The 20790-nt window shown below is 71.4% G+C and carries 45 protein-coding genes; 4 read left to right on the top strand and 41 right to left on the bottom strand.

All coding sequences use genetic code 11. The features are described from left to right. Positions 1-270: 270 nt before the first annotated feature. The 6 genes from ACTVZO_RS05390 to ACTVZO_RS05365 form a co-directional block, all read right to left on the bottom strand. Positions 271-408 (bottom strand): hypothetical protein, encoded by a 138-nt coding sequence (locus ACTVZO_RS05390; RefSeq protein WP_443297263.1) that lies wholly within the window; start codon positions 406-408, stop codon positions 271-273. 78 nt (positions 409-486) lie between these two features. Next, positions 487-1074, bottom strand: a complete 588-nt coding sequence (locus tag ACTVZO_RS05385) for a hypothetical protein (RefSeq protein ID WP_443297262.1) — start codon at positions 1072-1074, stop codon at positions 487-489. Then, positions 1071-1574 carry a hypothetical protein gene (locus ACTVZO_RS05380; RefSeq protein ID WP_443297261.1) on the bottom strand — a complete coding sequence of 168 codons (504 nt, stop codon included), beginning with the start codon at positions 1572-1574 and terminating at the stop codon, positions 1071-1073. Before ACTVZO_RS05380 ends, ACTVZO_RS05385 begins: the two co-directional genes overlap by 4 nt. Further along, entirely contained in the window at positions 1574-2434 is an 861-nt protein-coding gene (locus ACTVZO_RS05375; RefSeq protein ID WP_443297260.1) for a hypothetical protein, read from the bottom strand. Before ACTVZO_RS05375 ends, ACTVZO_RS05380 begins: the two co-directional genes overlap by 1 nt. 71 nt (positions 2435-2505) lie before the next feature. Next, positions 2506-2799 carry a hypothetical protein gene (locus ACTVZO_RS05370; protein WP_443297259.1) on the bottom strand — a complete coding sequence of 98 codons (294 nt, stop codon included), beginning with the start codon at positions 2797-2799 and terminating at the stop codon, positions 2506-2508. Next, complete coding sequence (locus tag ACTVZO_RS05365) at positions 2796-3179, bottom strand: hypothetical protein (protein ID WP_443297258.1); 384 nt, start codon at positions 3177-3179, stop codon at positions 2796-2798. The genes ACTVZO_RS05370 and ACTVZO_RS05365 overlap by 4 nt, the downstream gene beginning before the upstream one ends. A gap of 135 nt (positions 3180-3314) precedes the next feature. Between ACTVZO_RS05365 and ACTVZO_RS05360 the strand changes: the two genes are divergently transcribed. From ACTVZO_RS05360 to ACTVZO_RS05350, 3 genes are all read left to right on the top strand, one after another. Next, positions 3315-3641 carry a helix-turn-helix domain-containing protein gene (locus ACTVZO_RS05360; RefSeq protein WP_443297257.1) on the top strand — a complete coding sequence of 109 codons (327 nt, stop codon included), beginning with the start codon at positions 3315-3317 and terminating at the stop codon, positions 3639-3641. A gap of 79 nt (positions 3642-3720) precedes the next feature. Continuing rightward, positions 3721-4053 carry a DUF6233 domain-containing protein gene (locus ACTVZO_RS05355; protein WP_443297256.1) on the top strand — a complete coding sequence of 111 codons (333 nt, stop codon included), beginning with the start codon at positions 3721-3723 and terminating at the stop codon, positions 4051-4053. 23 nt (positions 4054-4076) lie between these two features. Further along, positions 4077-4316 carry a hypothetical protein gene (locus ACTVZO_RS05350; RefSeq protein ID WP_443297255.1) on the top strand — a complete coding sequence of 80 codons (240 nt, stop codon included), beginning with the start codon at positions 4077-4079 and terminating at the stop codon, positions 4314-4316. 29 nt (positions 4317-4345) lie between these two features. Here the strand turns inward: ACTVZO_RS05350 and ACTVZO_RS05345 are convergent, their stop codons facing one another. The 35 genes from ACTVZO_RS05345 to ACTVZO_RS05175 form a co-directional block, all read right to left on the bottom strand. Next, positions 4346-4618 carry a hypothetical protein gene (locus ACTVZO_RS05345; protein WP_443297254.1) on the bottom strand — a complete coding sequence of 91 codons (273 nt, stop codon included), beginning with the start codon at positions 4616-4618 and terminating at the stop codon, positions 4346-4348. Positions 4619-4712: 94 nt separating this feature from the next. Continuing rightward, positions 4713-5420, bottom strand: a complete 708-nt coding sequence (locus ACTVZO_RS05340; RefSeq protein ID WP_443297253.1) for a hypothetical protein — start codon at positions 5418-5420, stop codon at positions 4713-4715. A 93-nt stretch (positions 5421-5513) separates the two neighbouring features. Next, positions 5514-5762, bottom strand: coding sequence for a hypothetical protein (locus ACTVZO_RS05335; protein WP_443297252.1), 249 nt, complete (start codon positions 5760-5762; stop codon positions 5514-5516). Then, positions 5762-6256, bottom strand: coding sequence for a hypothetical protein (locus ACTVZO_RS05330; RefSeq protein ID WP_443297251.1), 495 nt, complete (start codon positions 6254-6256; stop codon positions 5762-5764). Before ACTVZO_RS05330 ends, ACTVZO_RS05335 begins: the two co-directional genes overlap by 1 nt. A gap of 100 nt (positions 6257-6356) precedes the next feature. Beyond that, complete coding sequence (locus ACTVZO_RS05325; RefSeq protein ID WP_443297250.1) at positions 6357-6566, bottom strand: hypothetical protein; 210 nt, start codon at positions 6564-6566, stop codon at positions 6357-6359. After that, on the bottom strand, positions 6563-6769 hold the full coding sequence (locus tag ACTVZO_RS05320) for a hypothetical protein (protein WP_443297249.1): 207 nt from the start codon (positions 6767-6769) through the stop codon (positions 6563-6565). Before ACTVZO_RS05320 ends, ACTVZO_RS05325 begins: the two co-directional genes overlap by 4 nt. Continuing rightward, positions 6766-6990, bottom strand: a complete 225-nt coding sequence (locus ACTVZO_RS05315) for a hypothetical protein (protein WP_443297248.1) — start codon at positions 6988-6990, stop codon at positions 6766-6768. The genes ACTVZO_RS05320 and ACTVZO_RS05315 overlap by 4 nt, the downstream gene beginning before the upstream one ends. A 2-nt stretch (positions 6991-6992) precedes the next feature. Beyond that, the gene (locus ACTVZO_RS05310; RefSeq protein ID WP_443297247.1) at positions 6993-7355 is read right to left on the bottom strand and encodes a hypothetical protein; all 363 of its coding nucleotides are present in this window, start codon (positions 7353-7355) and stop codon (positions 6993-6995) included. Then, positions 7352-7855 carry a hypothetical protein gene (locus ACTVZO_RS05305; RefSeq protein ID WP_443297246.1) on the bottom strand — a complete coding sequence of 168 codons (504 nt, stop codon included), beginning with the start codon at positions 7853-7855 and terminating at the stop codon, positions 7352-7354. The genes ACTVZO_RS05310 and ACTVZO_RS05305 overlap by 4 nt, the downstream gene beginning before the upstream one ends. Before the next feature lie 80 nt (positions 7856-7935). Then, positions 7936-8406, bottom strand: a complete 471-nt coding sequence (locus ACTVZO_RS05300) for a hypothetical protein (RefSeq protein ID WP_443297245.1) — start codon at positions 8404-8406, stop codon at positions 7936-7938. A gap of 28 nt (positions 8407-8434) precedes the next feature. Further along, a complete protein-coding gene (locus ACTVZO_RS05295) occupies positions 8435-8866 on the bottom strand; it encodes a hypothetical protein (protein ID WP_443297244.1) in 432 nt (143 codons plus the stop codon). Then, entirely contained in the window at positions 8863-9282 is a 420-nt protein-coding gene (locus tag ACTVZO_RS05290) for a hypothetical protein (protein WP_443297243.1), read from the bottom strand. The genes ACTVZO_RS05295 and ACTVZO_RS05290 overlap by 4 nt, the downstream gene beginning before the upstream one ends. 15 nt (positions 9283-9297) lie before the next feature. Further along, positions 9298-9456, bottom strand: a complete 159-nt coding sequence (locus ACTVZO_RS05285; RefSeq protein ID WP_443297242.1) for a hypothetical protein — start codon at positions 9454-9456, stop codon at positions 9298-9300. Further along, positions 9456-9890 (bottom strand): hypothetical protein, encoded by a 435-nt coding sequence (locus ACTVZO_RS05280; protein WP_443297241.1) that lies wholly within the window; start codon positions 9888-9890, stop codon positions 9456-9458. Before ACTVZO_RS05280 ends, ACTVZO_RS05285 begins: the two co-directional genes overlap by 1 nt. 48 nt (positions 9891-9938) lie before the next feature. Beyond that, the gene (locus tag ACTVZO_RS05275) at positions 9939-10196 is read right to left on the bottom strand and encodes a hypothetical protein (protein WP_443297240.1); all 258 of its coding nucleotides are present in this window, start codon (positions 10194-10196) and stop codon (positions 9939-9941) included. Positions 10197-10343: 147 nt separating this feature from the next. Then, complete coding sequence (locus ACTVZO_RS05270; RefSeq protein WP_443297239.1) at positions 10344-10961, bottom strand: zinc finger domain-containing protein; 618 nt, start codon at positions 10959-10961, stop codon at positions 10344-10346. Then, complete coding sequence (locus ACTVZO_RS05265) at positions 10958-11299, bottom strand: hypothetical protein (protein ID WP_443297238.1); 342 nt, start codon at positions 11297-11299, stop codon at positions 10958-10960. Before ACTVZO_RS05265 ends, ACTVZO_RS05270 begins: the two co-directional genes overlap by 4 nt. Before the next feature lie 651 nt (positions 11300-11950). After that, a complete protein-coding gene (locus ACTVZO_RS05260) occupies positions 11951-12220 on the bottom strand; it encodes a hypothetical protein (protein WP_443297237.1) in 270 nt (89 codons plus the stop codon). Next, positions 12220-12447 carry a hypothetical protein gene (locus ACTVZO_RS05255; RefSeq protein ID WP_443297236.1) on the bottom strand — a complete coding sequence of 76 codons (228 nt, stop codon included), beginning with the start codon at positions 12445-12447 and terminating at the stop codon, positions 12220-12222. The genes ACTVZO_RS05260 and ACTVZO_RS05255 overlap by 1 nt, the downstream gene beginning before the upstream one ends. Positions 12448-12754: 307 nt before the next feature. After that, positions 12755-13336, bottom strand: a complete 582-nt coding sequence (locus ACTVZO_RS05250) for a WhiB family transcriptional regulator (RefSeq protein ID WP_443297235.1) — start codon at positions 13334-13336, stop codon at positions 12755-12757. After that, on the bottom strand, positions 13333-13575 hold the full coding sequence (locus ACTVZO_RS05245) for a WhiB family transcriptional regulator (RefSeq protein WP_443297234.1): 243 nt from the start codon (positions 13573-13575) through the stop codon (positions 13333-13335). The genes ACTVZO_RS05250 and ACTVZO_RS05245 overlap by 4 nt, the downstream gene beginning before the upstream one ends. Then, a complete protein-coding gene (locus ACTVZO_RS05240; protein ID WP_443297233.1) occupies positions 13572-14198 on the bottom strand; it encodes a hypothetical protein in 627 nt (208 codons plus the stop codon). Before ACTVZO_RS05240 ends, ACTVZO_RS05245 begins: the two co-directional genes overlap by 4 nt. Continuing rightward, positions 14195-14488, bottom strand: a complete 294-nt coding sequence (locus tag ACTVZO_RS05235; protein ID WP_443297232.1) for a hypothetical protein — start codon at positions 14486-14488, stop codon at positions 14195-14197. The genes ACTVZO_RS05240 and ACTVZO_RS05235 overlap by 4 nt, the downstream gene beginning before the upstream one ends. Further along, entirely contained in the window at positions 14488-15213 is a 726-nt protein-coding gene (locus ACTVZO_RS05230) for an exonuclease domain-containing protein (protein ID WP_443297231.1), read from the bottom strand. The genes ACTVZO_RS05235 and ACTVZO_RS05230 overlap by 1 nt, the downstream gene beginning before the upstream one ends. After that, positions 15210-16244, bottom strand: coding sequence for a recombination directionality factor (locus ACTVZO_RS05225; protein ID WP_443297230.1), 1035 nt, complete (start codon positions 16242-16244; stop codon positions 15210-15212). The genes ACTVZO_RS05230 and ACTVZO_RS05225 overlap by 4 nt, the downstream gene beginning before the upstream one ends. Before the next feature lie 17 nt (positions 16245-16261). Continuing rightward, positions 16262-17098 (bottom strand): hypothetical protein, encoded by an 837-nt coding sequence (locus ACTVZO_RS05220; protein ID WP_443297229.1) that lies wholly within the window; start codon positions 17096-17098, stop codon positions 16262-16264. Next, complete coding sequence (locus ACTVZO_RS05215; RefSeq protein ID WP_443297228.1) at positions 17095-17331, bottom strand: hypothetical protein; 237 nt, start codon at positions 17329-17331, stop codon at positions 17095-17097. Before ACTVZO_RS05215 ends, ACTVZO_RS05220 begins: the two co-directional genes overlap by 4 nt. Continuing rightward, positions 17328-17555: a hypothetical protein gene (locus ACTVZO_RS05210; protein WP_443297227.1), complete on the bottom strand. Its 228-nt coding sequence runs from the start codon at positions 17553-17555 to the stop codon at positions 17328-17330. Before ACTVZO_RS05210 ends, ACTVZO_RS05215 begins: the two co-directional genes overlap by 4 nt. After that, a complete protein-coding gene (locus ACTVZO_RS05205; protein WP_443297226.1) occupies positions 17552-17872 on the bottom strand; it encodes a hypothetical protein in 321 nt (106 codons plus the stop codon). The genes ACTVZO_RS05210 and ACTVZO_RS05205 overlap by 4 nt, the downstream gene beginning before the upstream one ends. Further along, the gene (locus ACTVZO_RS05200; protein ID WP_443297225.1) at positions 17865-18122 is read right to left on the bottom strand and encodes a hypothetical protein; all 258 of its coding nucleotides are present in this window, start codon (positions 18120-18122) and stop codon (positions 17865-17867) included. The genes ACTVZO_RS05205 and ACTVZO_RS05200 overlap by 8 nt, the downstream gene beginning before the upstream one ends. Further along, positions 18115-18294 (bottom strand): hypothetical protein, encoded by a 180-nt coding sequence (locus ACTVZO_RS05195; RefSeq protein WP_443297224.1) that lies wholly within the window; start codon positions 18292-18294, stop codon positions 18115-18117. The genes ACTVZO_RS05200 and ACTVZO_RS05195 overlap by 8 nt, the downstream gene beginning before the upstream one ends. After that, positions 18287-19147 carry a hypothetical protein gene (locus ACTVZO_RS05190; RefSeq protein WP_443297223.1) on the bottom strand — a complete coding sequence of 287 codons (861 nt, stop codon included), beginning with the start codon at positions 19145-19147 and terminating at the stop codon, positions 18287-18289. Before ACTVZO_RS05190 ends, ACTVZO_RS05195 begins: the two co-directional genes overlap by 8 nt. After that, entirely contained in the window at positions 19144-19593 is a 450-nt protein-coding gene (locus tag ACTVZO_RS05185) for a DUF6197 family protein (RefSeq protein WP_443297222.1), read from the bottom strand. Before ACTVZO_RS05185 ends, ACTVZO_RS05190 begins: the two co-directional genes overlap by 4 nt. Before the next feature lie 81 nt (positions 19594-19674). Continuing rightward, a complete protein-coding gene (locus ACTVZO_RS05180) occupies positions 19675-19851 on the bottom strand; it encodes a hypothetical protein (RefSeq protein WP_443297221.1) in 177 nt (58 codons plus the stop codon). Beyond that, positions 19848-20060 carry a helix-turn-helix domain-containing protein gene (locus tag ACTVZO_RS05175; protein ID WP_443297220.1) on the bottom strand — a complete coding sequence of 71 codons (213 nt, stop codon included), beginning with the start codon at positions 20058-20060 and terminating at the stop codon, positions 19848-19850. The genes ACTVZO_RS05180 and ACTVZO_RS05175 overlap by 4 nt, the downstream gene beginning before the upstream one ends. A gap of 234 nt (positions 20061-20294) precedes the next feature. On the opposite strand from ACTVZO_RS05175, the gene ACTVZO_RS05170 reads away from it, so the two are divergent. Beyond that, positions 20295-20753: a helix-turn-helix domain-containing protein gene (locus ACTVZO_RS05170; protein WP_443297219.1), complete on the top strand. Its 459-nt coding sequence runs from the start codon at positions 20295-20297 to the stop codon at positions 20751-20753. The last annotated feature ends 37 nt before the right edge of the window (positions 20754-20790 follow it).

The following is a 20790-nucleotide window of genomic DNA, read 5'->3' as shown; positions in this document are numbered from 1 at the left end:
GGACTGGATGGATTCCGGTCATGACGCGGTGCTCCTCGTACACCCGGCGAGCCTCGTCGTTCGGCACTGTGCCCGTGGAAAGGCCGCAGGTACACGTAACGGTTGCCTCGTTGGGCGCCCGGAAGGGCCCTGATCCTGGTTGCCCCTCACGCTGTTCAACATGGGCCTCGAAGCGGAGGTTGTGGCGGGAGGCCGGAGTTGGTGGCTCGGTGGGGGTGAACGCGCCTCTGCTGTTGTCGAGGGTGAAGCGCAGCTTGCTCATGCCGTCCATCATGCCTTCTTCGGAGCGCCCGGGACGGGCTTCGGTGTCGTCGGGTAGTGCCCGCCGCGGGACGCCGAGTATGTCGTCTCGTGCTTCGGGTCCGGCTTCGTGCCGGGGGCCATGGGCATGGTCTTGCGGAGTGCCATGATGGCGGTCCTGTCTCTCGTGAGGTGACGGGGTCCCGGGGCGGCCGGGTTGCTGCCAGGCGGCGGCCGCCCCGGAGTTCAGACGGTGTACGCGCGGCGCTCGCCGGGGACCCGGACGACGCTGCCGCTGTGGCCGATGGGCTCTACATGCAACCCCTCTCGGCCGTCCGCCGACGCATCGTTGTTGGCGTTGGTGTTGGCCGCTGAGCTGCACAAACAACCCCCAGAAGGGGCGCCGTCCCCGGCGCCGGGGAGGGGCGGCACATCTTCGTGGTGGACGCCGGGCCCGTTCTTCCCGGCCGCTCGTACCCCGTCGCGGATGCGGATGCCGGCCTCGTTGAGGAGCGCTCGGACGGCCTTCGTGTCGGGTAGCCCGGCGGCCTCGGCGAGCTGGGTGAGGCGGACGTGCTGACCGCCCTCGGCGAGGCGTTGCAGGGTGCTGACGATGTCGACGGGCTCGGCGTCCGCGTCCGGCTCTGCGTCGGGCCACTGGAACCGGGCGGCCAGGGTGCGGCCGCGTCGCACTGCCTGGGTGGCGAGCAGTCCGGCCACGAAGTAGGCGGACTCCGGTATGGCGTAGGCGACGGTGCCGGCGGCGGCCAGGCCGACGGCCAGCACGCAGCCGCCCGCGACCCGGTTGCCTCCTGGTTCCTCCTCGGCGGTCATGAGAGGGCTCCGGTCAGCCAGACCCCGGAGATGTTTGCCGCGGAGGCGAGGGGAACGGCGGCGTATCGGGCGACGCTGCCGGTCAGGGCCAGGCCGACGCCGGAGAGCCAGCCGCGCCACTTGGATCCCCTGGCCCCGTGCTTGCGGCGGGCGATGAACGCGGCGAGGACGAGGACGGTCATGAACAGGCCGCCCTCGGTGAGGGGTGCTGCGGTGGAGCCGGGGGCGGTGCCGGTGCGGGCGCCGACGCCGAAGATGAGGACGCCGTCGCCGAAGGTGTTGAGGCCCCAGAGGGCGATGTCGCCGAAGAACCCGACCAGGCCGCCGACGACCATGACGGTAAGGGCGCCGATGGCCCAGCAGAAGAGGAATGGGAGGAGGCTGCCGAGCTGGGGCAGGGCGTTGTTCTGGAGGGTCTTGAGGCCGGGGTACCAGACGGCGATCTCCCAGACGAGGAAGATCAGGCCGAAGAGGACGGCGCCGAGAGTCGGGGTGATCATCAGTTGTACGGCCCCTTCTGGGCGTTGCGGGCGCGGCGTACGGCCGCGGCTACCGACGGCTCATGAGCGTCTGGTCGGATCGCGAGCACGGCGAGCACGGCGGTCGGGTTGTCGTCGCTGATCGCGACCTGCTCGCGAGCCAGATCGGCGATGCTCGGCTGCTCGCGATCGGCGATCGTGCTGGTCATGGCTGGTTCGCGGCGCTGCGCGACCGGTGCGCTCGCGATCTGCTCGCGAGGCTGCTCGGCGATCGCGAGCGGTGATCGGCGTTCGATCGCGCGGGCCTTGTCGATGCGCTCCAGCCGGATCTCGGCGTCGGCGTCGTCGCGGGCGAGGGTGATGCGGGCCTCGGCGCGGATACGGGCGATCTCGGCGTCGGCGGCCCTGTCGACGTGGTCGAGCTTCGCGGCGTGGAGCCGGGCCTCGTACTCGCTGTCGCGCATGACCGCAGCGATCTCGGCCTCCTGGTCCGCGGTGAGGGCGGCCGGGTCGCGGAGCGCGGCCAGCGCGAACGTCCACACGACCTTGCCGACGAGGACGACGAACGGGCCTGCGATGGCCTGCGCGGTGCTGCGCTCGTCGTGGCCGTGGAGGACGAGGAGCGCGGCGACGCCGAGGGCGATGGCCCATCCGGCGGGAGCGGCGCCGTACGCCTTGTCCTTGATGCGGATGGTGACGCCGCGGTACTCGGCCCACAGGACGGTGATCCAGCCGATGTCTCCGGCGATGGCGACGGAGAGGCCGAAGCGGCCGGAGTGCATGAGGTCGGTGATGGCGTAGCCGGACCAGATGAGGGAGAGGCCGGCGAGGGCGTAGGCGCCGTAGAGGATCGGCGGCCGGTCGAGGGCGGGGCGCTTCACGGAGTGCTCCGGGGCGTTGGAGGGCCGGGCTCACGCGGGGGGTCAGCGTGGGCCCGGCCCGGTCGGTGGGGTCAGGCGCGGACGGAGGCGCGGAGGCGCAGTGCGTACTCGCCCCTGGTCTCGCCGGCGTACGGGGTCGGCATGACGGCGAGGAGCGCCCGGAGGAGTTCACCGGCGCGGTCGGAGTCCATGGCGTTGTCGTGGATGCTCTTCGCGGAGGCGAGGTAGAGCCGGGAGGCTTCGCGGATCTGGTCCATGGGCCGGCTGGTGGTGAGGTAGTCGGCGACCTCGATGATGAGGCGGCAGACGGTGTCGTCGTGCTGGGCGCGGCGGAGGCTTTCCTCGGCCTGCTGGCGGGCGCTCACCGGGTGCCAGCCGATGCGAGGAGGCCGCGGATGACGGGCACCGCGCGCATGTCGTCCTCGTCGGGGTCGTTGTGGTCCCAGTCGCAGGAGGCGGTGACGGTGCCGAGGCTGGGGATACGGATGGTGAGGGTGACCCGGGTGAACTCGGCGAGGGTGCCGTCGAAGAGGGGTTCCAGGATGGTGCGGCTGGTGATGGTGCCGCCGCGGTGGTCGTAGATGTCCTGGAGTTCGCGGGGGGACCAGACGTTGATGTGGAGCGCGGTCTCGCCGAGGTGGTGCGCGATCGCGGTGCCGCGGAGGCCGAGGGCGCGGCGGGCGCGCTGGCCGAGGAGGGTGCGGGCACTGTCGCGGTGGTGGAGCGGGCGGATACGGTTGCGCATGGCTGTTCCTCCTGGTTGGTGCAGGTGGAGTGGCTGGCCCCGGCAGAGCTGTCACTCAGCCGGGGCCGTCTTGCATCAGCAGCGTGGACTGCTTGTAGCCAATGTATGGGCGCCCATACGATGGAGGCAAGCGGCATGCCCGAAACGATTGAGGACGGGATGGCCGAGGACTCGATCCCCGAGGAGGTGCAGCGCGTGACCGCAGCACTCGACGGCGTTGTGGAGATGGACGACCCCGTCGCCAGAGCGCGCGCCATCAGCAGCGTGCTGAAGGAGCTGGCAGACCGGAACCGCCAGTTCTACGAGCTGCGCCGGCAGGTGGTGCTCGACCTGCGCGCGGAGAAGGTCTCTTACCGGAAGATCGCGGCTGTGCTGGGGGTGTCGCTGGGCACGGTGCAGGACATCGAGCGCGGCTCAGGCCGCTGGAGCGCCCGGCCGAAGAAGGACGTGCCGGTCGAGTAGCCGTGCGCGCCTGAGCCCCCGGTCCCTGGCGGATCGGGGGCTCTGTGCTGCCCGCCGGACGGCGCGTACAATCGAACGTGTGTCCGATCTGCCGCCAGACCTGCCCCGCCTCCGCACCCTGGAGACGTGGCTACAGCTCAGCCTCGACCGGATCCGGCAGCAGATCACCGCAGAGGAGCAGCGCCTCGCCGCGGAGGCCGCGCGCCGGGACCCGCTGCCGACACCGGGCTGGCTGATCGAGCACGGCATCGGCGTAGGCCGGGCCCCGGTCCGTGTCCACGCTGGGGGCTGCTGGGACACCCGGTCCCGCTGCAAGCCGGCCGACCGGGACACTGCACGCCGGGCACTCGCCGAGGGCGTTGAGGCGTGTACCCACTGCCGGCCGGACACCGCGCTCGGCGTGCTGGACTAGCCGCGGCCCCGCAGGCTGGAGGCATGGGCCATGCACCGATCCTCGTGCACCGGATCTCCGCGACGGGCGGCCGGCGGGTCGTCATCCGGATCCGTGGCGTCGACACCGTCCTCGGCGTCGCCCATAGCGATGCGGACCTGATCGAGTTCCTGCGGCGCATCGACCTGCCCGACCCTGAAGACCTCGTCCTCGGGGACTCACCGGCCATCGCCTGGCAGGGCGGGCAGCCGCATCAGTACGCGGTGGAGGACGACGAGTCGTGACTGCCTCTCGAGGAGTCCGCTGGCCTGGGCTACTTTCGGGCGGCGTCCTCCAGCATCTTCTCCTCGCTGAACCGGCCGTTCTCGTCCGTCCAGCCCAGCCGCTCCATCGCCGCGCTCGCGGCGATCACGCCGTAGTCGTCTTCCTTCACGTCCGAGCAGGCGGCGGGCTTGCCCGTCTCGCCTTCAGGGCGTTCGACGAGAACCTGGCGGCACTCCTTGACGATGTCGTCGTAGCTTTGGCCGCAGCTGGCGAGGAGCAGCGTGGCGGCGGTGAGGACGGGGAGCGCGGTTCGGAGGCGCATGGGTGTCTCCCAGGGGTTCGGGCTGGGCTGCATCATGCAGCTGGGGCGGTGCCGGGCGCAGGGGTTCGGGGGGATTCCCCTGCGCCGGCAAGGGTCAGGCCGCGATCACGCCGGTCTCCGTCCACAACGCCCCGCACCCGGTGCAGCGGGCGCACGGTGTCGCGCCGCCCCCGCCGTAGACCTCGATCGTGCCGCCGCACGCGCACGTGTGGCCGGGCCCGAGCTCCGTCCGCCGGTCGCCGTCGGTGTCGAGCGCTGCCTCCGCCCGGCGCAGCGCCTCCCTCGCGACGGTCCGGATGTACTGCTCCTGCACGTCGGTCAGCGCCCGGAAAGGGCCGGGCCGGCGTTCGACGCGGGCGAGGAGCCACAGCGCGGTGTACGTGGCGGGCGGGGTGCCGGGGCGCTGGAACCGCCAGCGCCGCCGGTCTGCGAGGTCGGCGCGGGAGGCGGCGGTGCGGCGGGCCCGGTCGGCGGCGGGCCAGTCCGGTCCGGGGAGCGGGATGGGGTCGATCTGTACGGCGGCGGCGGTGACTTCGGCGCAGTGGGCGAGGGCGGCTTCGATGGCGCGCATCGTGTCGTACAGCTCGAGGTTGAGGGGGACGGGCCGGGCGCCGAGTTGCGCGGGGTCCCGCTCTTCGGACCGGAGTGCTGCGGCTTCAGCGGGGTCGTGGTGGTCGATGGCGGCGAGGTAGCCGCGGAGGCCGAGGCCGAAGGCGCCGTGGATGGGGCGGTCGCCGAGGGCTGCGTGGAGGTCGGGCCAGAGGGTGATCAAAGAGCGGAGGGTGGTGGCGGTGGTGGTCATCGTGGCTCCGGGGTGCTGTGGGGCGGTACGGTGATCAGCACCTGTGGGGCGTGCCCGGTCTTGGCGGACGGTGGGCGCGCCCCTCGCGCATGCTCAGGCGGGCTGCCAGCTGACGGAGCCCTCTTCGACGTAGCCGCAGGCGCGGCTCCTCCCGGTGGGCTTGAACGTCTCCTCGTCCAGCTCGGCCAGGTAGTTGGTCCAGAACGTGACGCGGGCGCGGGCAGCGCCGATGGATCCGTACGGGCCTTCGTGCTTGGTCGTCTCGGTGCCGTCGCGGTCGGTGATCGTGATGACGGCGCGGAACACGGAGGCGTCGGCGGCCATGCCGATGGAGCGGGCCATCAGGACTCCTTGGGTTCGAGGGTGGCGCGTGCGGTGGCGAGGCGGGCGCAGTGGTCGCAGGGGCTGCCGTCCTTGTCCCAGCGGCCGGGTACGAGGTGGCAGTGGCGGGGGCCGTCGTAGTCGAGGAGGTACCGGAGGTGGTGGCGGGTTTCGGTGAGCGCGGCCTCGACTTCCTGCACGCGTATGACCTTGGTGTTGAACGCGCGGCACGCCTTGTCGCGTTCGGCTTCCGCCTGCTCGGCGCGTGCCAGGACTTGGCGGCTCAGGTCGGCCTCGGCGGCGAGGGCGTCGCGGGCGCCGCGGAGTCGGCCGAGGGTCTCCTCAAGGTGCCCGGCGGTGAGTTGGAACCGGCGCTCGGCCGTCTCGGCGCGGTCGTAGAGCGCGGTGAGTTCGGCGTCGCTGAGCTGGTCGAGGAGCTTACGGACGGGCTGCTGTTCGCGTTCGGACTGCTGCTGTCGGGCCCAGTCGACAGGGCCGCGGGGGTGTTCGGTCATCGCCAGTCCTTCCAGGCGCGGTAGAGGGCGTAGATGCCGCCGCAGAGTCCGGCGGCGAGCCAGACGACGGCGATCCAGGCGCCGGCGGTGAGGGCGGTGCTCATCGGCTGCTCCCGTCGGTGACGAGGTGGAGCGGTGTCGACGGCGGGCTGGTCTGCTGCCAGCCGTCGAGTTCGAGGACCTCGGCGAAGACCTCGGCCGCGGCCGCCCGGGTGATGGGGGTGTGGTCGTCGGTCCAGGAGTCGGTGAGCGCCCAAGCGCGTTCGAGGGCGCGGGCCCGCAGGCCGGCGAGTTCTGCGGCGGTGGTCATCGGGCGCGCTCCGCTGTCAGGCCGAGGTCGGTGGCGTCGAGGAGGGTGAGGGCGTGCTGGAGCAGGGCCCGGCAGATCGCCCGCTCGCGCGGGTCTGTGGGGACCGCGAAGTCGATCGGGTAGACGCCGTAGGAGCCGTCGATGTTCTTGGTGCCGTGGTAGGTGAGTGCGGGCAGGGCGGGCGGTTCGGTGGGTTCGGTCATCGGTGTCTCCGGTGTCGTGGCTGCCCGTGTGCGGGCGTGTCGGGTGAGGGTGGGGCTGCGGGGATGTCGCGGCCCCAGGACGCGGCGCGGCGGGCCGCCTGACGGGTCTGCCGGTCCTGCTCCTCGCCACGTCGGACCAGCCGGCCGAGGGCGAGGCCGACGAGGAGGCTGCCGCAGAACATGGCGGCCAGGCCGCCGGCTACGAGGAGCAGGGTCAGCACGGCTACTCCCCGGGCCCGTCGAGGAGCGGCTCCCAGGTGGCGCGCATGGTCTGCGCGCACTCGGTCAGCCAGACGCGGATCGCGGGCTCGTCGGCCGGCGTGACCTTGATCGTGTGGGAGCAGAGGTAGCCCTTGCGCTGGATCACGAAGAACAGGTCGAGGGTGTGCTCGGCGGTCTCGTCGTCGTGCTGCCAGTCCCAGCGGACGAGGTAGTTCATGTCGCGGTCGCCGGTGACGAACAGGGTGTCGTTGCTGAAGTCGGCCCAGCTGTGCCACGAGGTGTGGTTGCGGCCGTAGTGGTTGGCCTGGGCGCAGTAGTACGGGTGGTCGATCTCCCAGAGGTGCACGGCGGGCTGCTGGCTCACGCTCCGGCCCCCTCGGCGGCGGTGGTGCGGGCCAGGATTTCGGTGATCTCGTCGTCGCCGAAGCCGTCGCGGCGGAGGCTGGCGGCCATCTCGTCCACCTCGGGCGGATCGATGTTGAGGGCGCGGAGGACCGCGGCCAGCACCGTCCCCGGGTCGGCGCCCTCCTCGCAGGCGGTGCCTTCGACGGCGTGCCAGGCGGCGTCGTGCTCCAGCTCGGTCAGGCGGCGGCGCGGAGCGGGCGGTGGCGTGAGCAGCACGGTGGGCCGGATCAGCTTGCTGTCCTTACCTCGGACGCTGCTCCCACGCTGGAGGTACCAGATGTCCGCGTAGCCGAGCGTGCCGCCCTGGCAGTCCATCTGTGGCGGGCACGTGGTGCTGGCGCCGGGCCGGGCGAGGCAGAGGCAGCGGTGGAAGCGGTGTGGGCCGTGCTGGATGGGCTGCTCGCATTCGCCGTCTCCGGCGGTGTGGACTTCGTGCTCGCAGTACGCGCAACGGGCCATGGCGTGAGGGTCCTTCCGGTGGTGTGGGTGGTGTCCGGGCCGGCCGCCCCAGGACGGGGGCGACTGGCAGCGGGGCGGGGTCAGGCGGCGGGAGCGAGCGCCGGGCAGGGGGCGGTGGAGTACTCGCCGTCGTCCTGCCGCTGGCAGGAGCAGGCCCGCTCGACGCGGATGTGGGAGCAGCGGTCCAGGCCGGGCAGGTCCTCGCCGTCGTCGTCGAAGTACTCCTCGCAGTCCCGTTCCAGGCAGTCGAGGCCACCGACCCAGACGGTCACTGGCTGGTGCTCGACGTCCGGGTCCGGGACGGCGCCGTCCTTGGGGCGCGCGCGGTCTCGGCTCCGGCAGAAGGACCACGGGACCATCTCGCCCGCTTCGAGGGAGCAGGCCGGGCAGCCCAGGCCGGCGGGCTTGTCGCGGCAGAGGTGTCCGTCGTCGTAGGTCGGGTGCTGGTCGGCCCAGGTGTCCCAGGCGTCGCCGTCGAGCACGTTGTCGGGTTCGGGGTGGGGGCAGCTGTCGGCGTTCTCGTAGAAGGGCTCGGGCTGGTGCTCGGTCATGTGGGTTTCTCCTTGTGCGCGGGTCGGGTCAGGCGGACGGGTCGGCCTGCTGCTGCGCCCACCACTCGTCGTGCGCGTCCATCCGGCACAGCACGCACAGGCCGTCGTGGCGGGTGACGGCGGCGCACTCCCGGCATTCGCTGGACGGTTGCTCGGTGTTGCGGCTGACGCCTTGCATTGCGGCGATGCAGTCGGGGCACAGGCCGTCGGGGAGGGGGTCGAGGCTGTGGGCGTCGGTGAGGGGTTCGGTGGGGACGACGGCGAGCCGGTCGCAGTCGGTGAGGACGAGGGCGCCGGGGCGGGGGTTGCCGAGGGTTGAGGGCAGGATGTGACGGACGTCGGGTGTTGCGGTGGCGAAGGGGCTGCTGGGGTTCGGGGTGAGGCTCATGTGCTGTTCCTGGTGGATGCTGGTGGGGTGGCCGGCCCCGGCTCCCACGGGGCCGGCCGTCTGCGTGGTCACGGGGTGTGCGGGTCCTGGCTTCCGGGCGGCCGGTGTCCGGCGGACTTCGCGCAGCGACCGCCGCCCACGAACATGACGTCGCAGCGACCAGCGGGCGGACGTCGGTCGAGGTCGGACAGCCACGCGGCGCACACCGCCGCGACTTGGACCAGCTCGGCGCGCAGCGCGGGCGGGTCGGACTCGGCGAGGGCTTCGTACACCTCCTCGAGGAGGATGGCCCGCCAGTCGGGGCCGCCGTGCTTGGCGAGGAACTGGCACTGGTTGCGGGCTTCCTGCGCGCGGGCCTGCATGACGGGGCCGCCGGTGCCGTCGGGGTGGCGCTGGTCCCCGAACTTGGCGAGCTGCCTGCCGCGCTCGGCGTCGAGTTCCTCGGCGAAGCGGGCGAGGCCGGGGGTGGTGAACAGGCTGGGGTACATGGCGTCTCCGGTGGGCTAGTTGTTGTCGAGCCAGACGAGTGCGGCGATCCCCAGCCACGTCAGGAACGCGGCGAGGGCGCCGACTAGGCCAGCCAGAGCGGCGCTGGCGGTGAGGGCGTAGGTAATGGCGCCGGACAGGGCGCCGAGGACCAGGCCGAGGACGACAACGGGCATCAGCTGCTCCTGGTGGCGGAGTTCGGACGGGGTACGAGGTCGAGGACGAGGGCGGTTGTGCACGGCCAGCGGACGGGCCGGGTCCAGCGGCTGGGCTGGTAGGCCTCGTCGTAGTGCGTGGTGGTGGTCTGGCAGCGGGGGCAGATGTTGCCGAGGGCGCGGCCATCGACGAAGCCGAGCGCGGGCCGGTGGCCGTGGTCGTCCTCGCTGGCACCGAGCGCGGAGGCTCCGGGGAGGCAGACCCGGCAGGGTGTCTTGCCGTCCGCGAGGGCCCGGCTGGGCGTGGTTTCGGTGATCTGCCAACCGCGGCCGTGGGTGCAGTAGCCCCAGCAGTCGCAGTCGTAGTCGTGGATGTTCTGGCCCATCTCCAGGGCCGGGCAGCTGGAGATGCGGTGGTAGCGCTCACCGCCAGCAGAGGCGTACACGGTGGTCATCGGGGTGTCTTTCCTGGGCGCGAGGGCGGGCATGAACCGGAGCGGCGGTCAGGCGGCGGTCTGGAATGTCCACCAGCCGTCGTAGCCGTTGGGGATGGCCGGGTAGGCGGCGAGCATCGGTTCGAGCAGTTCGAGGTCCAGTGCCATGCGGAACGGCTCCTGCGCACCCCAGTAGCGTTCGCCGTCCCATCGGCCGTTGCAGTTCCCGCCGTAGCGGCCGTCGTTGTGCGCGGCGAGGAAGGCGTGGATGTCGGTGGGCGTGGTGTCCTGAAGGTCGCGGAGGGTGCCGGTGCAGGCGACGGTCACGCCGCGCCGACGCCGGAACCAGATTGCGTCGACCTCGGCCCACACTGAGCCGTGCGGGCTGGGTTCGGTGACGCGGAGGCTGTTGAGGTCGAGGCGTAGGGCTTGCGGCTGATGAGGAAGCGGTCCTCGCGGATCATGGGGTGCCTTTCAGGCTGCGTCGGGGTGGCTGCGGGCGCCGTGGGGCTGTTGGCGGCGGGTGCCGGCCTTGGCGGTGGTGCAGTGCTGGCCGGGGCGGGCGCCGCACTGGGGGCATCGGTGGGCGAGGGCGCCGTCGGGTCCGCGGCGGGGCCAGGTGGGGGCGAGTTGCTCGCGGATGTGGTCGGGGACGTAGCGGCCGACGGCGGCGAGGCGTTCCTCGACCTCGGCGGGTACGGCGTCGGGGCCGGTGATGGCTGCGAGGGGGGTGGGCGGCTGCTGGCCCATGATCACGGCCTGGCGTTCGGTGCGGAGGGTGTGCATGAACCCGGCGACGTCGTCGGGGTCGAGCTCGGGGTAGCGGGTGGGTTCCAACGTGCCGGTGTGGCGGTTCATGCGGTCGCGGACGTGGGCACGCCAGCGGCTGGCAATGTCGGACGGCTTGATGGGGAAGGGGGATTCGGCGTAGTGCTGGCCGACGGCCCACATGGCGAACTCGGCGGGGACGTCGGCGAGGACGCCGGCCCAGAGCGCGGACAGGCCCACGATCTCCTTCTTGTCCTCGGGGAGGATCCGCGGGTCGGCGTAGCTGACTTGCTTGAGGAGCTGGGGGATCTGCTCGGGGTTCACTGGCTTCCTCCTGCTCGGAGTTGGGCGGCGAGTTCGTCGAGGTAGTCGCGGGACGCGTTGCGGCGGGCGACGGCCGGGCTGGGGGCGGGCGCCGGGGCGGAGCGGAGCGCGGGGAAGCGCGTGACGCCTTCGGGGGTGTCGTCGACGACGACGGCGAGGTCTTTCCAGCCGGAGATGAAGTAGCGGCCGTAGGTGATCTGCCGCTGCTGGCACTGCTCAATGGCGAAGCGGGCGAGGCGTTCGGCGCCGTGGGCCTTGATGAGTGCGTGGATGATCAGCCACTCGTTGCCGTCGAGGTTGTTCCAGCGGAGCGTGTCGTATCCGGCGCGGTTGATCATCGCGACGAGGGGGTGCGCGAACGCGGGGATGGCTGTCGCGGCGGCGGGCGCGGGCGCGCTGTCTTGCTTGCTTCCACTCCTGGTAGGAGTGGTCTGGTGAAGGGGCCCTGATTCCGGGCCCCTTGAGGCCCTGATTCCGGGCCCCCCCGGCCCTGATTCAGGGCCCCTAGCGTTTTCGCTACCGGCCCTGATTCCGGGCCCCTGCTCAGAGCTAGGGGCCTCGATTCCGGGCCCCTCGGATTCGCGTACCGGCCCTGATTCCGGGCCCCTAGAACCGGGCGCGGGCCGTACGTAGCCGACTGCGAAAGGCAGCTGGTACGTCGCTGCACGGCTCCCGACGGAGGGTGCGACCTCTACCAGCTCCCCGGATTCGAGGGCCTTGTCCACGGCGCTTTGCACGACCGACCGGGACGCGTTCAGCCGGGCCCGCAGTTCGGTGGTGCCCATGCGGGTCTCGCACTGCGCGTCGACGACCTTGTCGGCGACGGCGAGCAGCACGAGGCGGACGTTCCCCTTGGTCTGGGACCGGTTCCACACCCAGTGCATCGCGTCGATCGTCACGTGCGGCCTGCCTTCGTTCGTTGGGGCGGTGGTTGGTGCCCGCCCGGGGCGTCGAACCCCGGGCGTCGGCCTGGCCGGGCGGGCTATGGATCAGTCGTCGATGTACTCGGTGATGAACTGCTGTTCCTCGGCGGCTTCCTTGTCGTGGCAGGGCACGCACAGGCGGCGCGGCATGCGGTCGACCTGTGCCTGGCACCAGAGGTCGCCGTTCTCCTCGATCCATGCGAGGTGGGTGGCGGCGTCGACGAGGTTGACCGAGCCGACGTCCTTGATGCAGTCGTGCAGCGGCTTGTAGATGAAGACCGGCCGGGGCTGCTTGCAGCGGCCGCAGCGGCCTTCCCTCGGCTTGGGAGCGGGCATCAGAGCTGTCCGTTCTGGTAGGCGGCCGCGGTGCGGGCGGCGCGCTGGGCGAGGGCCGTTTCGGCGCAGACCTTGTCGGCGGGAAGGCCGTCGTCGTCGCGCAGGAAGGTGGCGGCCCGGCAGTACCGGCAAGGGGCTTGGGTGCGGGCCCAGTGGCGCCGGTCGGACCAGTCGAGGACCCCTGTCGGCGGGGCGGGCGGAGCCCGGCGGGGGCGGCGGCCGGTCATCCGAACAGCCCCGGCTGCTCCAGCTGACGAGGCGGTTTCGGAAGGTGGCAACGGTGGCAGGTGCAGCGGGCGCGGCACGTCGGTCCTGCGGTACGGACGGCGGCGCGCGGCGGCCATGCGAGGCCGGGCCCGTACACCCCCTTCTCCCAGTCGGTGAGTTGGCCAGGGCATGCGTCGTGCGAACCGGCCTGGCAGGGGCCGCAGACGCTCCGGGCGGCACACGGGCAGGGGCCGCCCGCGCGGGGGCCGAAGGACGCCGCGGACTGGACGAGAACCGTGTCGCGGATCCAAGCCGCGGCGGCCGGGATCACGACGCCCGCCGGTAGCGATCGCGGGCGACACGCATGTTCTCGTCGCTCAGGTGCTCGGCCGCGACACACGCACTGAACCCGCACTCCGCGCGCAAGACTCCGACCGGCTCGCGCACGGTCGCCAGTGCCCAGGCCAACTGCTTCCCGGTGTACTGGCGGCCCTGGGACACGACGTTCCCGTTGGTCACGGTCCACAGCACGTGGCCGTCGTCGAGCGCCTCGGTGCGACGCAGGTACCCGTCGAGCAAGGTCGGCGGCTCAGGCACGTTGCGGCGCTGGCGCTTGTATCGGGCGGTGCGCTCCTGGATGGTGAGCCCACCCCGGACGCCGGCCCGACCGTTCTCGACGTGGCCGTACTCCGTAGCCATGGCGTCCGCGAGGCACGCTTCGAGGACGGGGCAGCGGGCGCAGATCCGCTTGGCTTCTGCCACGCTGGCGACAGCCTCCAGGCTGAACTCGTTCTGCGGCAGGAACAGCGTGCCCTTCCCCAGGCAGGCGGCCTGATCCCGCCAGTCAGGCGCACGGCCGGCGGCGGAGGGGGCCCTGCCGTACCGGCGCGTGTAGATGGTCGTGGTCATGAGGCACCTCCGCGGGTCCGTTCGGTGAGGCGGGCACGTTCGCGGACGGTCGTGCCGCCCCACACGCCGTGCTGCTCGCCGTTCGTGACGGCGAAGTTGAGGCACTGCTCGCGGACACGGCAGGCGCGGCAGAGGCGCTTCGCCGTAGCGGGGGAGGCGCCCTTCTCGGGGAAGAACTCGCCGGGGTCGGTCTGGGCGCACAGCCCTGCCGCCATCCACGCGGTCGCGGTGGACGTCATCGGGTCACCGCCTTGTCGAACCCGGACCAGTCGCAGCCGGCCAGCGCGCGGGCGTGGGAGGCGGGAACCTCGGCGAGCGGGTAACCGAGGTGATGCAGGCCCATGGCGAGGAGGACGTAGGCGTCGGCCTCGTCGTACCGGCAGCGGCCCTCGGTGTGGATGTTGTACCGCTCGGCCACGGCGTCCCGCACCATGCCCTTCAGCGCGGGCCCCTTGACCCGGGCACCGGTCTCGTCCTTGTGGACGGTGGACCCGGTTGCGTAGGTGATCCGCTTCGTGGGGGTGATGATCACGTAGGGGATGCGTCGCTTCCACAGGTCGTGGCGGACCATCCACCGCATCGCGGCCAACGCGTCGGCACCCTGGTTGTTCTTCGAGTAGGCGGCACCCTCGAGGACGACGTACTCGGCGTTCCGGTAGAACGAGGCGAGGCCGTCGAGCTGGTACGCCATGCGGGAGTGGGTGTTGGTGGTGGTGCAACGGACGTGTTCGGTCCAGCCGTCACCGGCGACACCGGACGCTCCGATGGCGACGTCGAGGCCGATGACGAGGGGGCGGCGGTTGGTGCCCGCGGCCGGGAGGGTGGGCGGCATCCCGGTCGCGGGGGTCACGGTCAGGCTCACGCCGCCACCCCCGGCAGCGACATGTTTGCCTGCTGGAGCAGCTCCAGCCGATCGGCGAGGAGCGCACGCGCACCTTCGGAGGCGCGGGCGTAGGACGCTGGGACCCAGCCGACGCCCAGCGGCTCCACCTGAGTCGCCTTCGGGCGGAAGGACAGCTCGAGGATGATGTCGTCCCGTGCCTCTCGCGCCGCAGTCTCCGCAGCCAGCTGCTTCATGAGCTCGGCGTTCTCCTTGAGGAGCCGGGCGTTGTCCTCGACGAGGGCCTGGTGGCGGCGTCCGGATACACGCATCACTGTTCTCCGTCCTGCTGGTGGGGGATGAGGGGCCAGGAGCCGTCGACGACGGCGCTCGGGTCCGTCTTGCGGAAGTGGGCCTGGAGGCCGCCGCAGTGCTCCGCCCGCCAGCGCTTCTGCTGCGCGAAGAGCGAGGCGGGGTTGTAGTCCGCGAGGAGCGGGAATCGCCTGAACTGGGCCTCGGCGATGAGGAGCGCGGCGAGCGCGTCGGCTTCGGCGGTGTGCCAGTCGGTCAGCTCGACTCCGTACCGCTCCGCGGTGGGCTTCAACTTCCGCATCCCGGAGCCCTTGACGTACCGGTCGAACTGCTTGTCGATGACGTGCGGATCGATCAGCCCCGGCACCGCACCCTCGGGCAGGCGCTCGGCCATCGTTGGCAGCCGATGCCGCTCCAGGTCGTAGGCGAGGATCGACCAGTCGAAGGACAGGTTGAATGCGATCACCGGCATGCCGTAGGCGATGGACTTGGCGAGCAGGTCGGCGATGTCGTCGAGGGCGTCGGCCGGCGCGGCGCCGGTGGCGGCCTTCGCGTCGTCGATGCCGTGAACCTCGGTTGCCTCGGCCGGGATCGGGATGCCGGGGTTGATGAGCCACGACATGGTGCGGTCGGGGCGGCCGCCGCCGCGGGCGACGAGCGCCGCGGTGACGATGCGGTCGTTGAGCGGGTCCGGGCCGGTGGTCTCGGTGTCGAACGCCAGCTTGCGGACGTCGGCGAACTTCATGAGCGTGCCCCCGATCCGGGCTGCGCGACGGCCGGCCAGTCGGACGTCGTCGGCGGCTCGTCGTCCTCGACGATCTCGACGTCCATCACGCCGTCCTCGTCCAGGCCGTCCGTGTCCTCGCCGTCGTCCAGCGCGCCGGTCTGCGGGTCCACTCCGCGGGCGATGTCCGCGGCGATCCGCTTCAAGTCCTCCAGCAGCTCCGGCGAGCCGTGCCCTGCCTGGTCGGCCTTCCGCCAGACGGCGATCACTTCGGCCTCGGTCCGCTGGCTGCGGGCCTCGGCCAGGTAGTCGGGGCGCGGCGCCTCGATCGCGGGCCTGCCGACGAGGACGCCCGGGTCGAGGGCGGCCGCGGTCGACAGCGGCCCGGACAGGGCGTGCCGGAGCTTCGGCAGTGACGGCACCACCATGACGACGGGGAAGTTCTTCGTCTCGCCGTCGGCGACGCGGGTGCGCTGCTCGATCCACATGCGGACCGGCATCATGCTCTTGCCCTCGGTGGCCTGGAGCACGGTGTCGACCCCGCCGGCCATCGCGTCGGCGGCGTAGTAGCTCTTGGACTCCAGCCGCCACACGCCCAGGTCGGGCAGCTCGGGCAGCATCACGTTGATGCGGCTCGTCGGCCGGCACACCTCGCGCGGGGAGCGGAGGTGCCAGTTCTCGCCGTAGCGGGCGAGGCACACGCAGGGCTGCCGGGTCTTCTCCTCGAACTCGCCGTCGCAGCGGCGGGCGCAGCCGCCACCGGACCACATCTCGTACGACTGCGACAGCGGGTCCCCGGCGGGGAGGATCGCCCGGATCTCGCTCGCCTTGGAGATGACCCGGTACTGGGCGATCTTCTGGTTCTGCGGGGTCCACGTCTCCACCTCGCCGCCCCACAGCTCCGCAGCGGCGGCCACGTAGTCGCGGGAGTGGGAGCTGAACACGAACGTCGTCGACTTGACGGGGACGGGCCGCTTGTTCGGGTCGCGGTGCGGGCGGCTGTAGCCGGTACGGATGCGACCGAGCTCGGCGGCCTGCCGCTTCATGGTCATGATTCGGGAGCCCATGGTCAGGCTGCCTTTCGGTCGGAGCCCGGCGCCCACGGCGGCAGGATCGACGGGTATGCGGAGGGCTTCGGGGCGCCGTGCAGGTAGCGGGCGGTACGGACCGCGCCGAGGAACGCCCGGAACACCGGGCGGCCGGACGGCACTTCGATCAGCCGGTGGCCGTGGGGCCGGAGGTTGAGAAGCGCGGTGCGGTGCACGCGCGGTGCCTCGATGTCCGTGTCGTCGGCGAGGAGCGCGACCGGTGCGTGCCGCAACGCGGCCAGCTGCATCGGCTGCTCGGCGTACACGGTGGTGACGGGCTTCTTCGCGCTGGTCTTGTAGTCGATCAGCCACAGTTGACGGCGCCGGAACCGGCCCGTCGGGAGCCACAGCCACAGGTCGCCGGTGCCGGCGTAGCCGTACCGCCGGTGGAACACGGTGGTCTCGGTGGCTTCGATGTCGCGGTCGAAGTCGACCTGCCACAGTCGGAAGAACCGAGCCAGCTGCTGCGCGTACGGCTCGACCTCAGGGTCCGCCGGGTACGGCGTGCCGAGGACGAGGTGCACAGCTCGGACGTGGACGCGGGTGCCGAGGTTCGCAGCCCGCTCGGCAGTGCCGCTGGGCAGGGCGACGAGTTCGCGCCGAAGGGTGGTCTTCTCGGTGCGGGCCCGGCGTGCGGTGCCGATCGGGTCGGCGATGATGCGGTCGGCGACGAGGCCGGCGCCCCAGGGGACAAGCGCGAAGCTCTTGTTGACGGCGCAGCCGAGGACATTGGTGACGGAGATGAGGTCGGGGCCCCCGGCGGGGTCGGTGTAATACCGACCCTGCTCGGTGTCCCGCGCCAGGCGCGGATCGGTCACGAGGCCCCACCGGCCCCAGCTACGGACTGCCACTCCCGGTAGTGCGCGAAGCAATCGCCGCGTGGCGTCTCGTCGATCAGGGCTGTGGCCGCGGCGAGGGCGAGTGTGGCGTGGACTTGTGCGGCGGCGATGGTCCGGTCCGCCTCGCAGTGCCCCTCGTCGTTCGGCCGGAGTTCGGTCATGGACTCGGCCAGGAGCTGCTCGGCTTGGCGGTAGTGCTCTGGGCCGGTCATCGGCTGGACTCCCGGTTCAGCTCGTAGGTACGCCCGTTGTCCGGGCCCCGGCGGGTCAGCAGCCCTTGCCGGGTCAGGCGTTCCAGGTCGTCCCGTACGGTTTTGCGGGCGGTGGCCAGGCCGTGGGCCTGGCAGTACCGCCACACCTGGCCGGTCGTGAGGCGGCGGGTGCCCTGCTGGAGGAACAGCTCGTGGATCCCGGCGGCCCGGGTCAGCGGGCTCACGCCGCGTTCCCGCGCTGCTCGGGGACGGTCCGCGCCCGGCCCAGCTCGGCGAGCCGGGTGCCAATACGGACGGCTTCCTTGCCGGTGAGGCGGACCTTCGTGGCGAGCCGCTCAACGAGCGCCGCGTGCAGCTCCTCGACGGCGTGCCCGTCGGCTGTGTCGAGCTCCATGAACGCGTCGATGAACTCGTCGGACGAGAGGAGCGTCAGGAGGTCGTGGACGTTGTTCGAGACCAGCGGGCTGGCGTCGAGGGTGACCATGAGCGGGGTGGCCTCGACGTACAGCGGGCCACGGACGGGACGGGGCTGCTCAGACATCGGCGGCACCGCCGTCCGTGTCACCCGACACCACCGGGAAGACCTTGTCGAGCATCTTCCGGATCTCGTTGGCGTCGCGCTCTTTCAGCTCGACCCGGAGGAGGTTCTGGCTGGAGCCGTTGTACTTGGGTCCGGCGAGCCGGTAGCCCCAGCCGGAGTCGTTCTCGTCGAGCCCGACGATGTTCAGCTGGAGACCGTTGGTCCAGCCGTCGCGGTCGACGTCCATCATGATGCGGGTCGGGTCAGCCACGGCGGGCCTCCAGGCGGTAGGCGCGGCGGATGCGCATGCGGGTGAGGATCTGGCGGGAGGTCGGGGCCTCCCAGGTGTGCATGCCAGCGGCCGAGTGCCACTGGTGGCCGTGATGGCCGAGGGGGTCGCCGCAGTGGCGGCAGCCGTACGGGGTGATCTCGCGGTCAGCCACGGGGCATCTCCGGGAGGTCACGGCCCTTGGCGTAGGTGTGATGCAGCGGGGAGTCGTGCGGGTCCTCGGTCATGCGGGTCGCGGTGCGGACGGTGCCCGCGAGGGGCTCAGGGTCCGGCCGGTCGCCGCATGGACCCTGGTGCGCGACCCGGCGGTAGCAGCTGAAGGGAAACTCGGTACGGCCGAGATCGGCGCCGCAGTAGCGGTACTCGTCCTCGGTCGATACCCGCAGCGGGATTCCGGTCAGGGCTCGGATCTCGCGCTGAGTCAGGGTTCGCTCTGAAACCAGACGCTCACCCCTCCAGTGCTGGCCGTGCTGCATGGCCTCGGCGAGGCGCTCCCGCCCGGTCTCCAGCTCGGCGATCCGGTCCCGGTTCTCCCGCAGCTGCTCGGCCGCGTCGGACAGGGCCTCGTTCGTGACGTGCCGCTCCGACTCCAACTCGGCCACCCGGGCCAGGAGCTCGGCCACGCGCTTGCGGTGCCACTCCATCTCGTCCCACGGCGGGCTCAGCAGCCAGCAGTGCCCAGCGTGGGACTGCGGGGTGTCCTTCCACGGCTCGCCGCAGGTGCAGCCGCTGTGCTGCGCGGCGAACTCCCGGGCTCGGGTGCACCACGAACTGTGGGGGAGAACGCATCCCTCGCCGTCACAGCCGCGGGCAGAGGTCTCCAGCTCGGACACCCGGGCTTGCAGCCGTTCGTTGTCCTTGGCCAGCCGAGCCAGTTCGGCCGCCGTCTCCGGGGACATGTGCCGGCCCGCCGCATCGACCGCGAACGCGATCCCCATCGGAGTCCGGTCCTGCTCCTGCGCCCGAAGGATCAAGTCCGCGAGCGAGTTCAGCGCCTTCGTGTTCACGCCACACGCTCCGCCGGGCTCGTTGCCACCAGCTCCAGCAACGCAACGGCCTCGTCCGTCGTCCGACCGGGCTCGTCGCCCCACTGGTCGACATGCGCCTCCAGGCTGAACAGGTCGCCGTAGAAGGGGCCGTCACCGATGGCCAGCGCGAGGACGCCGACCGCCATGTCCGCGAGCTGCGTGCTGCGGTGCGGGTTCCCGGAGACCACGCAGCGGATCGCGGCCACGATCGACATCGGGCGCAGGCAGTGGGGAATGCACATCTCCCGGTCGAAGACGTCCGGGACGTAGTCGCCCTGCCACAGACCACGCTCCTGAAGGAGCCGGGCGGCGGCGAGCAGAGTGCCCTCGACCGTGGTCGGCGCAGTGGGCCGGACCGGGAGGGCGACCAGGACCGTACGGCGGGAGCCGTGCGGCAAGTTGGTCGGGTTAGTCTGGGGAATCACGGTGTACCTCTCGTCTCAAAGTGCGAGGTGTGCCGGAGGGGCTGTACGGACCAAGCCCGGTCTGTGCGGCCCCGCTTTGTGTCAGGCGGCCGACGACTGCTCGGTGTCAGCGGCGGGCGCCGGGTTGGCCGGCCGGGTGAGGATCCGGCGGAGGGCGGCGATCAGTTCGGGGCTCGGCGGCGGGGCCGCGGCGGCCTCGGCGCGGATGCGGGCGATGACGTCGGGTCCGAGGAGCGCGAGGCGCTCGGCCGGCGTCACGCGGCGACCTCTTCGATGAAGTCGTCGACCGTCCCGCCGTACGTGTGCTTGAGGACCAGCAGGGTCTCGACGAGCGGCTTGGACCTGTGGTTGAGGAGCTTGGAGACGTGGCCTTCGGTGAGGCCCGTGCGCTTCGCGATGGCGTACTGGGTGGTGTCGCCGCGTCGTTGGGCGGCGTCCCGCAGTCGTTCCAGGTGAAGCCGGTACATAGGTCACCCCCTTGGTTCTGCCTACCGAGGCTGTTCTGCCTTGGTAGGCAGACTCTACGACCAAAACACCCTGTCTAGCAAGCAAGGTTGCCAGCTAGAAAGGTAATGATTTCGTGGAGAACACTCGTTCGAGCGCCGGTGCGAGCTGCTCTAATGCTTCTACCTGCCGAAACGCGACCCTTGCTTGCTAGCAAGGGTGCTGCATCTTCCTACCTGGGCAGATACCTTGCAGGCATGCGGAGTGTCGATGAGAAGGTGCGACGGCGGTTCGGCAGGCTCATCGCCGACGCCGCCCGAGCCACGGGCAGGTACGACCTGGATAGCCACGGAGGCAAAGCCGCGCTCGCGCGCGCCGCCGGCCTCTCCGAGAGCAGTATGGGCCGCGTCCTACGGGGAGACGCCATGCCCGATCCACGGTTCTTCGAACCGCTTGCCGCGGCCGTGGACCTCGATGTGCGTGACCTGCTCGTCGAGGCAGGAATCGTTTCACCTGAGTCTCTTTCAACCCAGGTACAAAACCAGCCATCACGGGTAGGCTCGGATTCAATCACCCTCGACGAAGCGGCAAATGCCCTTGGTCTATCCGATCCCGTCGCGCGCGAGATGCTCCGCGCGGCGGTTGAGCGGCAACGGCGAGTTCGGGACGCCGACCGCGGCGCCGACGACGGCGGGGGTGTAGCAGCCCAGGGATAGGCGGGGGTACGGATGGACAACACGGCAACACGAGCCA

Source organism: Streptomyces sp. IBSNAI002 (assembly GCF_052244475.1).
Taxonomy (GTDB): domain Bacteria; phylum Actinomycetota; class Actinomycetes; order Streptomycetales; family Streptomycetaceae; genus Streptomyces.
This window is presented reverse-complemented; position numbering and strand designations above follow the sequence as displayed.

Bases quoted from the DNA above. Each gene is read 5' to 3' on its own strand.
- ACTVZO_RS05390 (WP_443297263.1), bottom strand. From the start codon at position 408: ATGGCACTCCGCAAGACCATGCCCATGGCCCCCGGCACGAAGCCGGAC.
- ACTVZO_RS05385 (WP_443297262.1), bottom strand. From the start codon at position 1,074: ATGACCGCCGAGGAGGAACCAGGAGGCAACCGGGTCGCGGGCGGCTGC.
- ACTVZO_RS05380 (WP_443297261.1), bottom strand. From the start codon at position 1,574: ATGATCACCCCGACTCTCGGCGCCGTCCTCTTCGGCCTGATCTTCCTC.
- ACTVZO_RS05365 (WP_443297258.1), bottom strand. From the start codon at position 3,179: ATGCGCAACCGTATCCGCCCGCTCCACCACCGCGACAGTGCCCGCACC.
- ACTVZO_RS05360 (WP_443297257.1), top strand. From the start codon at position 3,315: ATGCCCGAAACGATTGAGGACGGGATGGCCGAGGACTCGATCCCCGAG.
- ACTVZO_RS05350 (WP_443297255.1), top strand. From the start codon at position 4,077: ATGGGCCATGCACCGATCCTCGTGCACCGGATCTCCGCGACGGGCGGC.
- ACTVZO_RS05345 (WP_443297254.1), bottom strand. From the start codon at position 4,618: ATGCGCCTCCGAACCGCGCTCCCCGTCCTCACCGCCGCCACGCTGCTC.
- ACTVZO_RS05340 (WP_443297253.1), bottom strand. From the start codon at position 5,420: ATGACCACCACCGCCACCACCCTCCGCTCTTTGATCACCCTCTGGCCC.
- ACTVZO_RS05335 (WP_443297252.1), bottom strand. From the start codon at position 5,762: ATGGCCCGCTCCATCGGCATGGCCGCCGACGCCTCCGTGTTCCGCGCC.
- ACTVZO_RS05330 (WP_443297251.1), bottom strand. From the start codon at position 6,256: ATGACCGAACACCCCCGCGGCCCTGTCGACTGGGCCCGACAGCAGCAG.
- ACTVZO_RS05325 (WP_443297250.1), bottom strand. From the start codon at position 6,566: ATGACCACCGCCGCAGAACTCGCCGGCCTGCGGGCCCGCGCCCTCGAA.
- ACTVZO_RS05320 (WP_443297249.1), bottom strand. From the start codon at position 6,769: ATGACCGAACCCACCGAACCGCCCGCCCTGCCCGCACTCACCTACCAC.
- ACTVZO_RS05305 (WP_443297246.1), bottom strand. From the start codon at position 7,855: ATGGCCCGTTGCGCGTACTGCGAGCACGAAGTCCACACCGCCGGAGAC.
- ACTVZO_RS05300 (WP_443297245.1), bottom strand. From the start codon at position 8,406: ATGACCGAGCACCAGCCCGAGCCCTTCTACGAGAACGCCGACAGCTGC.
- ACTVZO_RS05290 (WP_443297243.1), bottom strand. From the start codon at position 9,282: ATGTACCCCAGCCTGTTCACCACCCCCGGCCTCGCCCGCTTCGCCGAG.
- ACTVZO_RS05285 (WP_443297242.1), bottom strand. From the start codon at position 9,456: ATGCCCGTTGTCGTCCTCGGCCTGGTCCTCGGCGCCCTGTCCGGCGCC.
- ACTVZO_RS05280 (WP_443297241.1), bottom strand. From the start codon at position 9,890: ATGACCACCGTGTACGCCTCTGCTGGCGGTGAGCGCTACCACCGCATC.
- ACTVZO_RS05265 (WP_443297238.1), bottom strand. From the start codon at position 11,299: ATGATCAACCGCGCCGGATACGACACGCTCCGCTGGAACAACCTCGAC.
- ACTVZO_RS05260 (WP_443297237.1), bottom strand. From the start codon at position 12,220: ATGCCCGCTCCCAAGCCGAGGGAAGGCCGCTGCGGCCGCTGCAAGCAG.
- ACTVZO_RS05255 (WP_443297236.1), bottom strand. From the start codon at position 12,447: ATGACCGGCCGCCGCCCCCGCCGGGCTCCGCCCGCCCCGCCGACAGGG.
- ACTVZO_RS05250 (WP_443297235.1), bottom strand. From the start codon at position 13,336: ATGACCACGACCATCTACACGCGCCGGTACGGCAGGGCCCCCTCCGCC.
- ACTVZO_RS05245 (WP_443297234.1), bottom strand. From the start codon at position 13,575: ATGACGTCCACCGCGACCGCGTGGATGGCGGCAGGGCTGTGCGCCCAG.
- ACTVZO_RS05235 (WP_443297232.1), bottom strand. From the start codon at position 14,488: ATGCGTGTATCCGGACGCCGCCACCAGGCCCTCGTCGAGGACAACGCC.
- ACTVZO_RS05230 (WP_443297231.1), bottom strand. From the start codon at position 15,213: ATGAAGTTCGCCGACGTCCGCAAGCTGGCGTTCGACACCGAGACCACC.
- ACTVZO_RS05225 (WP_443297230.1), bottom strand. From the start codon at position 16,244: ATGACCATGAAGCGGCAGGCCGCCGAGCTCGGTCGCATCCGTACCGGC.
- ACTVZO_RS05215 (WP_443297228.1), bottom strand. From the start codon at position 17,331: ATGACCGGCCCAGAGCACTACCGCCAAGCCGAGCAGCTCCTGGCCGAG.
- ACTVZO_RS05205 (WP_443297226.1), bottom strand. From the start codon at position 17,872: ATGTCTGAGCAGCCCCGTCCCGTCCGTGGCCCGCTGTACGTCGAGGCC.
- ACTVZO_RS05175 (WP_443297220.1), bottom strand. From the start codon at position 20,060: ATGTACCGGCTTCACCTGGAACGACTGCGGGACGCCGCCCAACGACGC.
- ACTVZO_RS05170 (WP_443297219.1), top strand. From the start codon at position 20,295: ATGCGGAGTGTCGATGAGAAGGTGCGACGGCGGTTCGGCAGGCTCATC.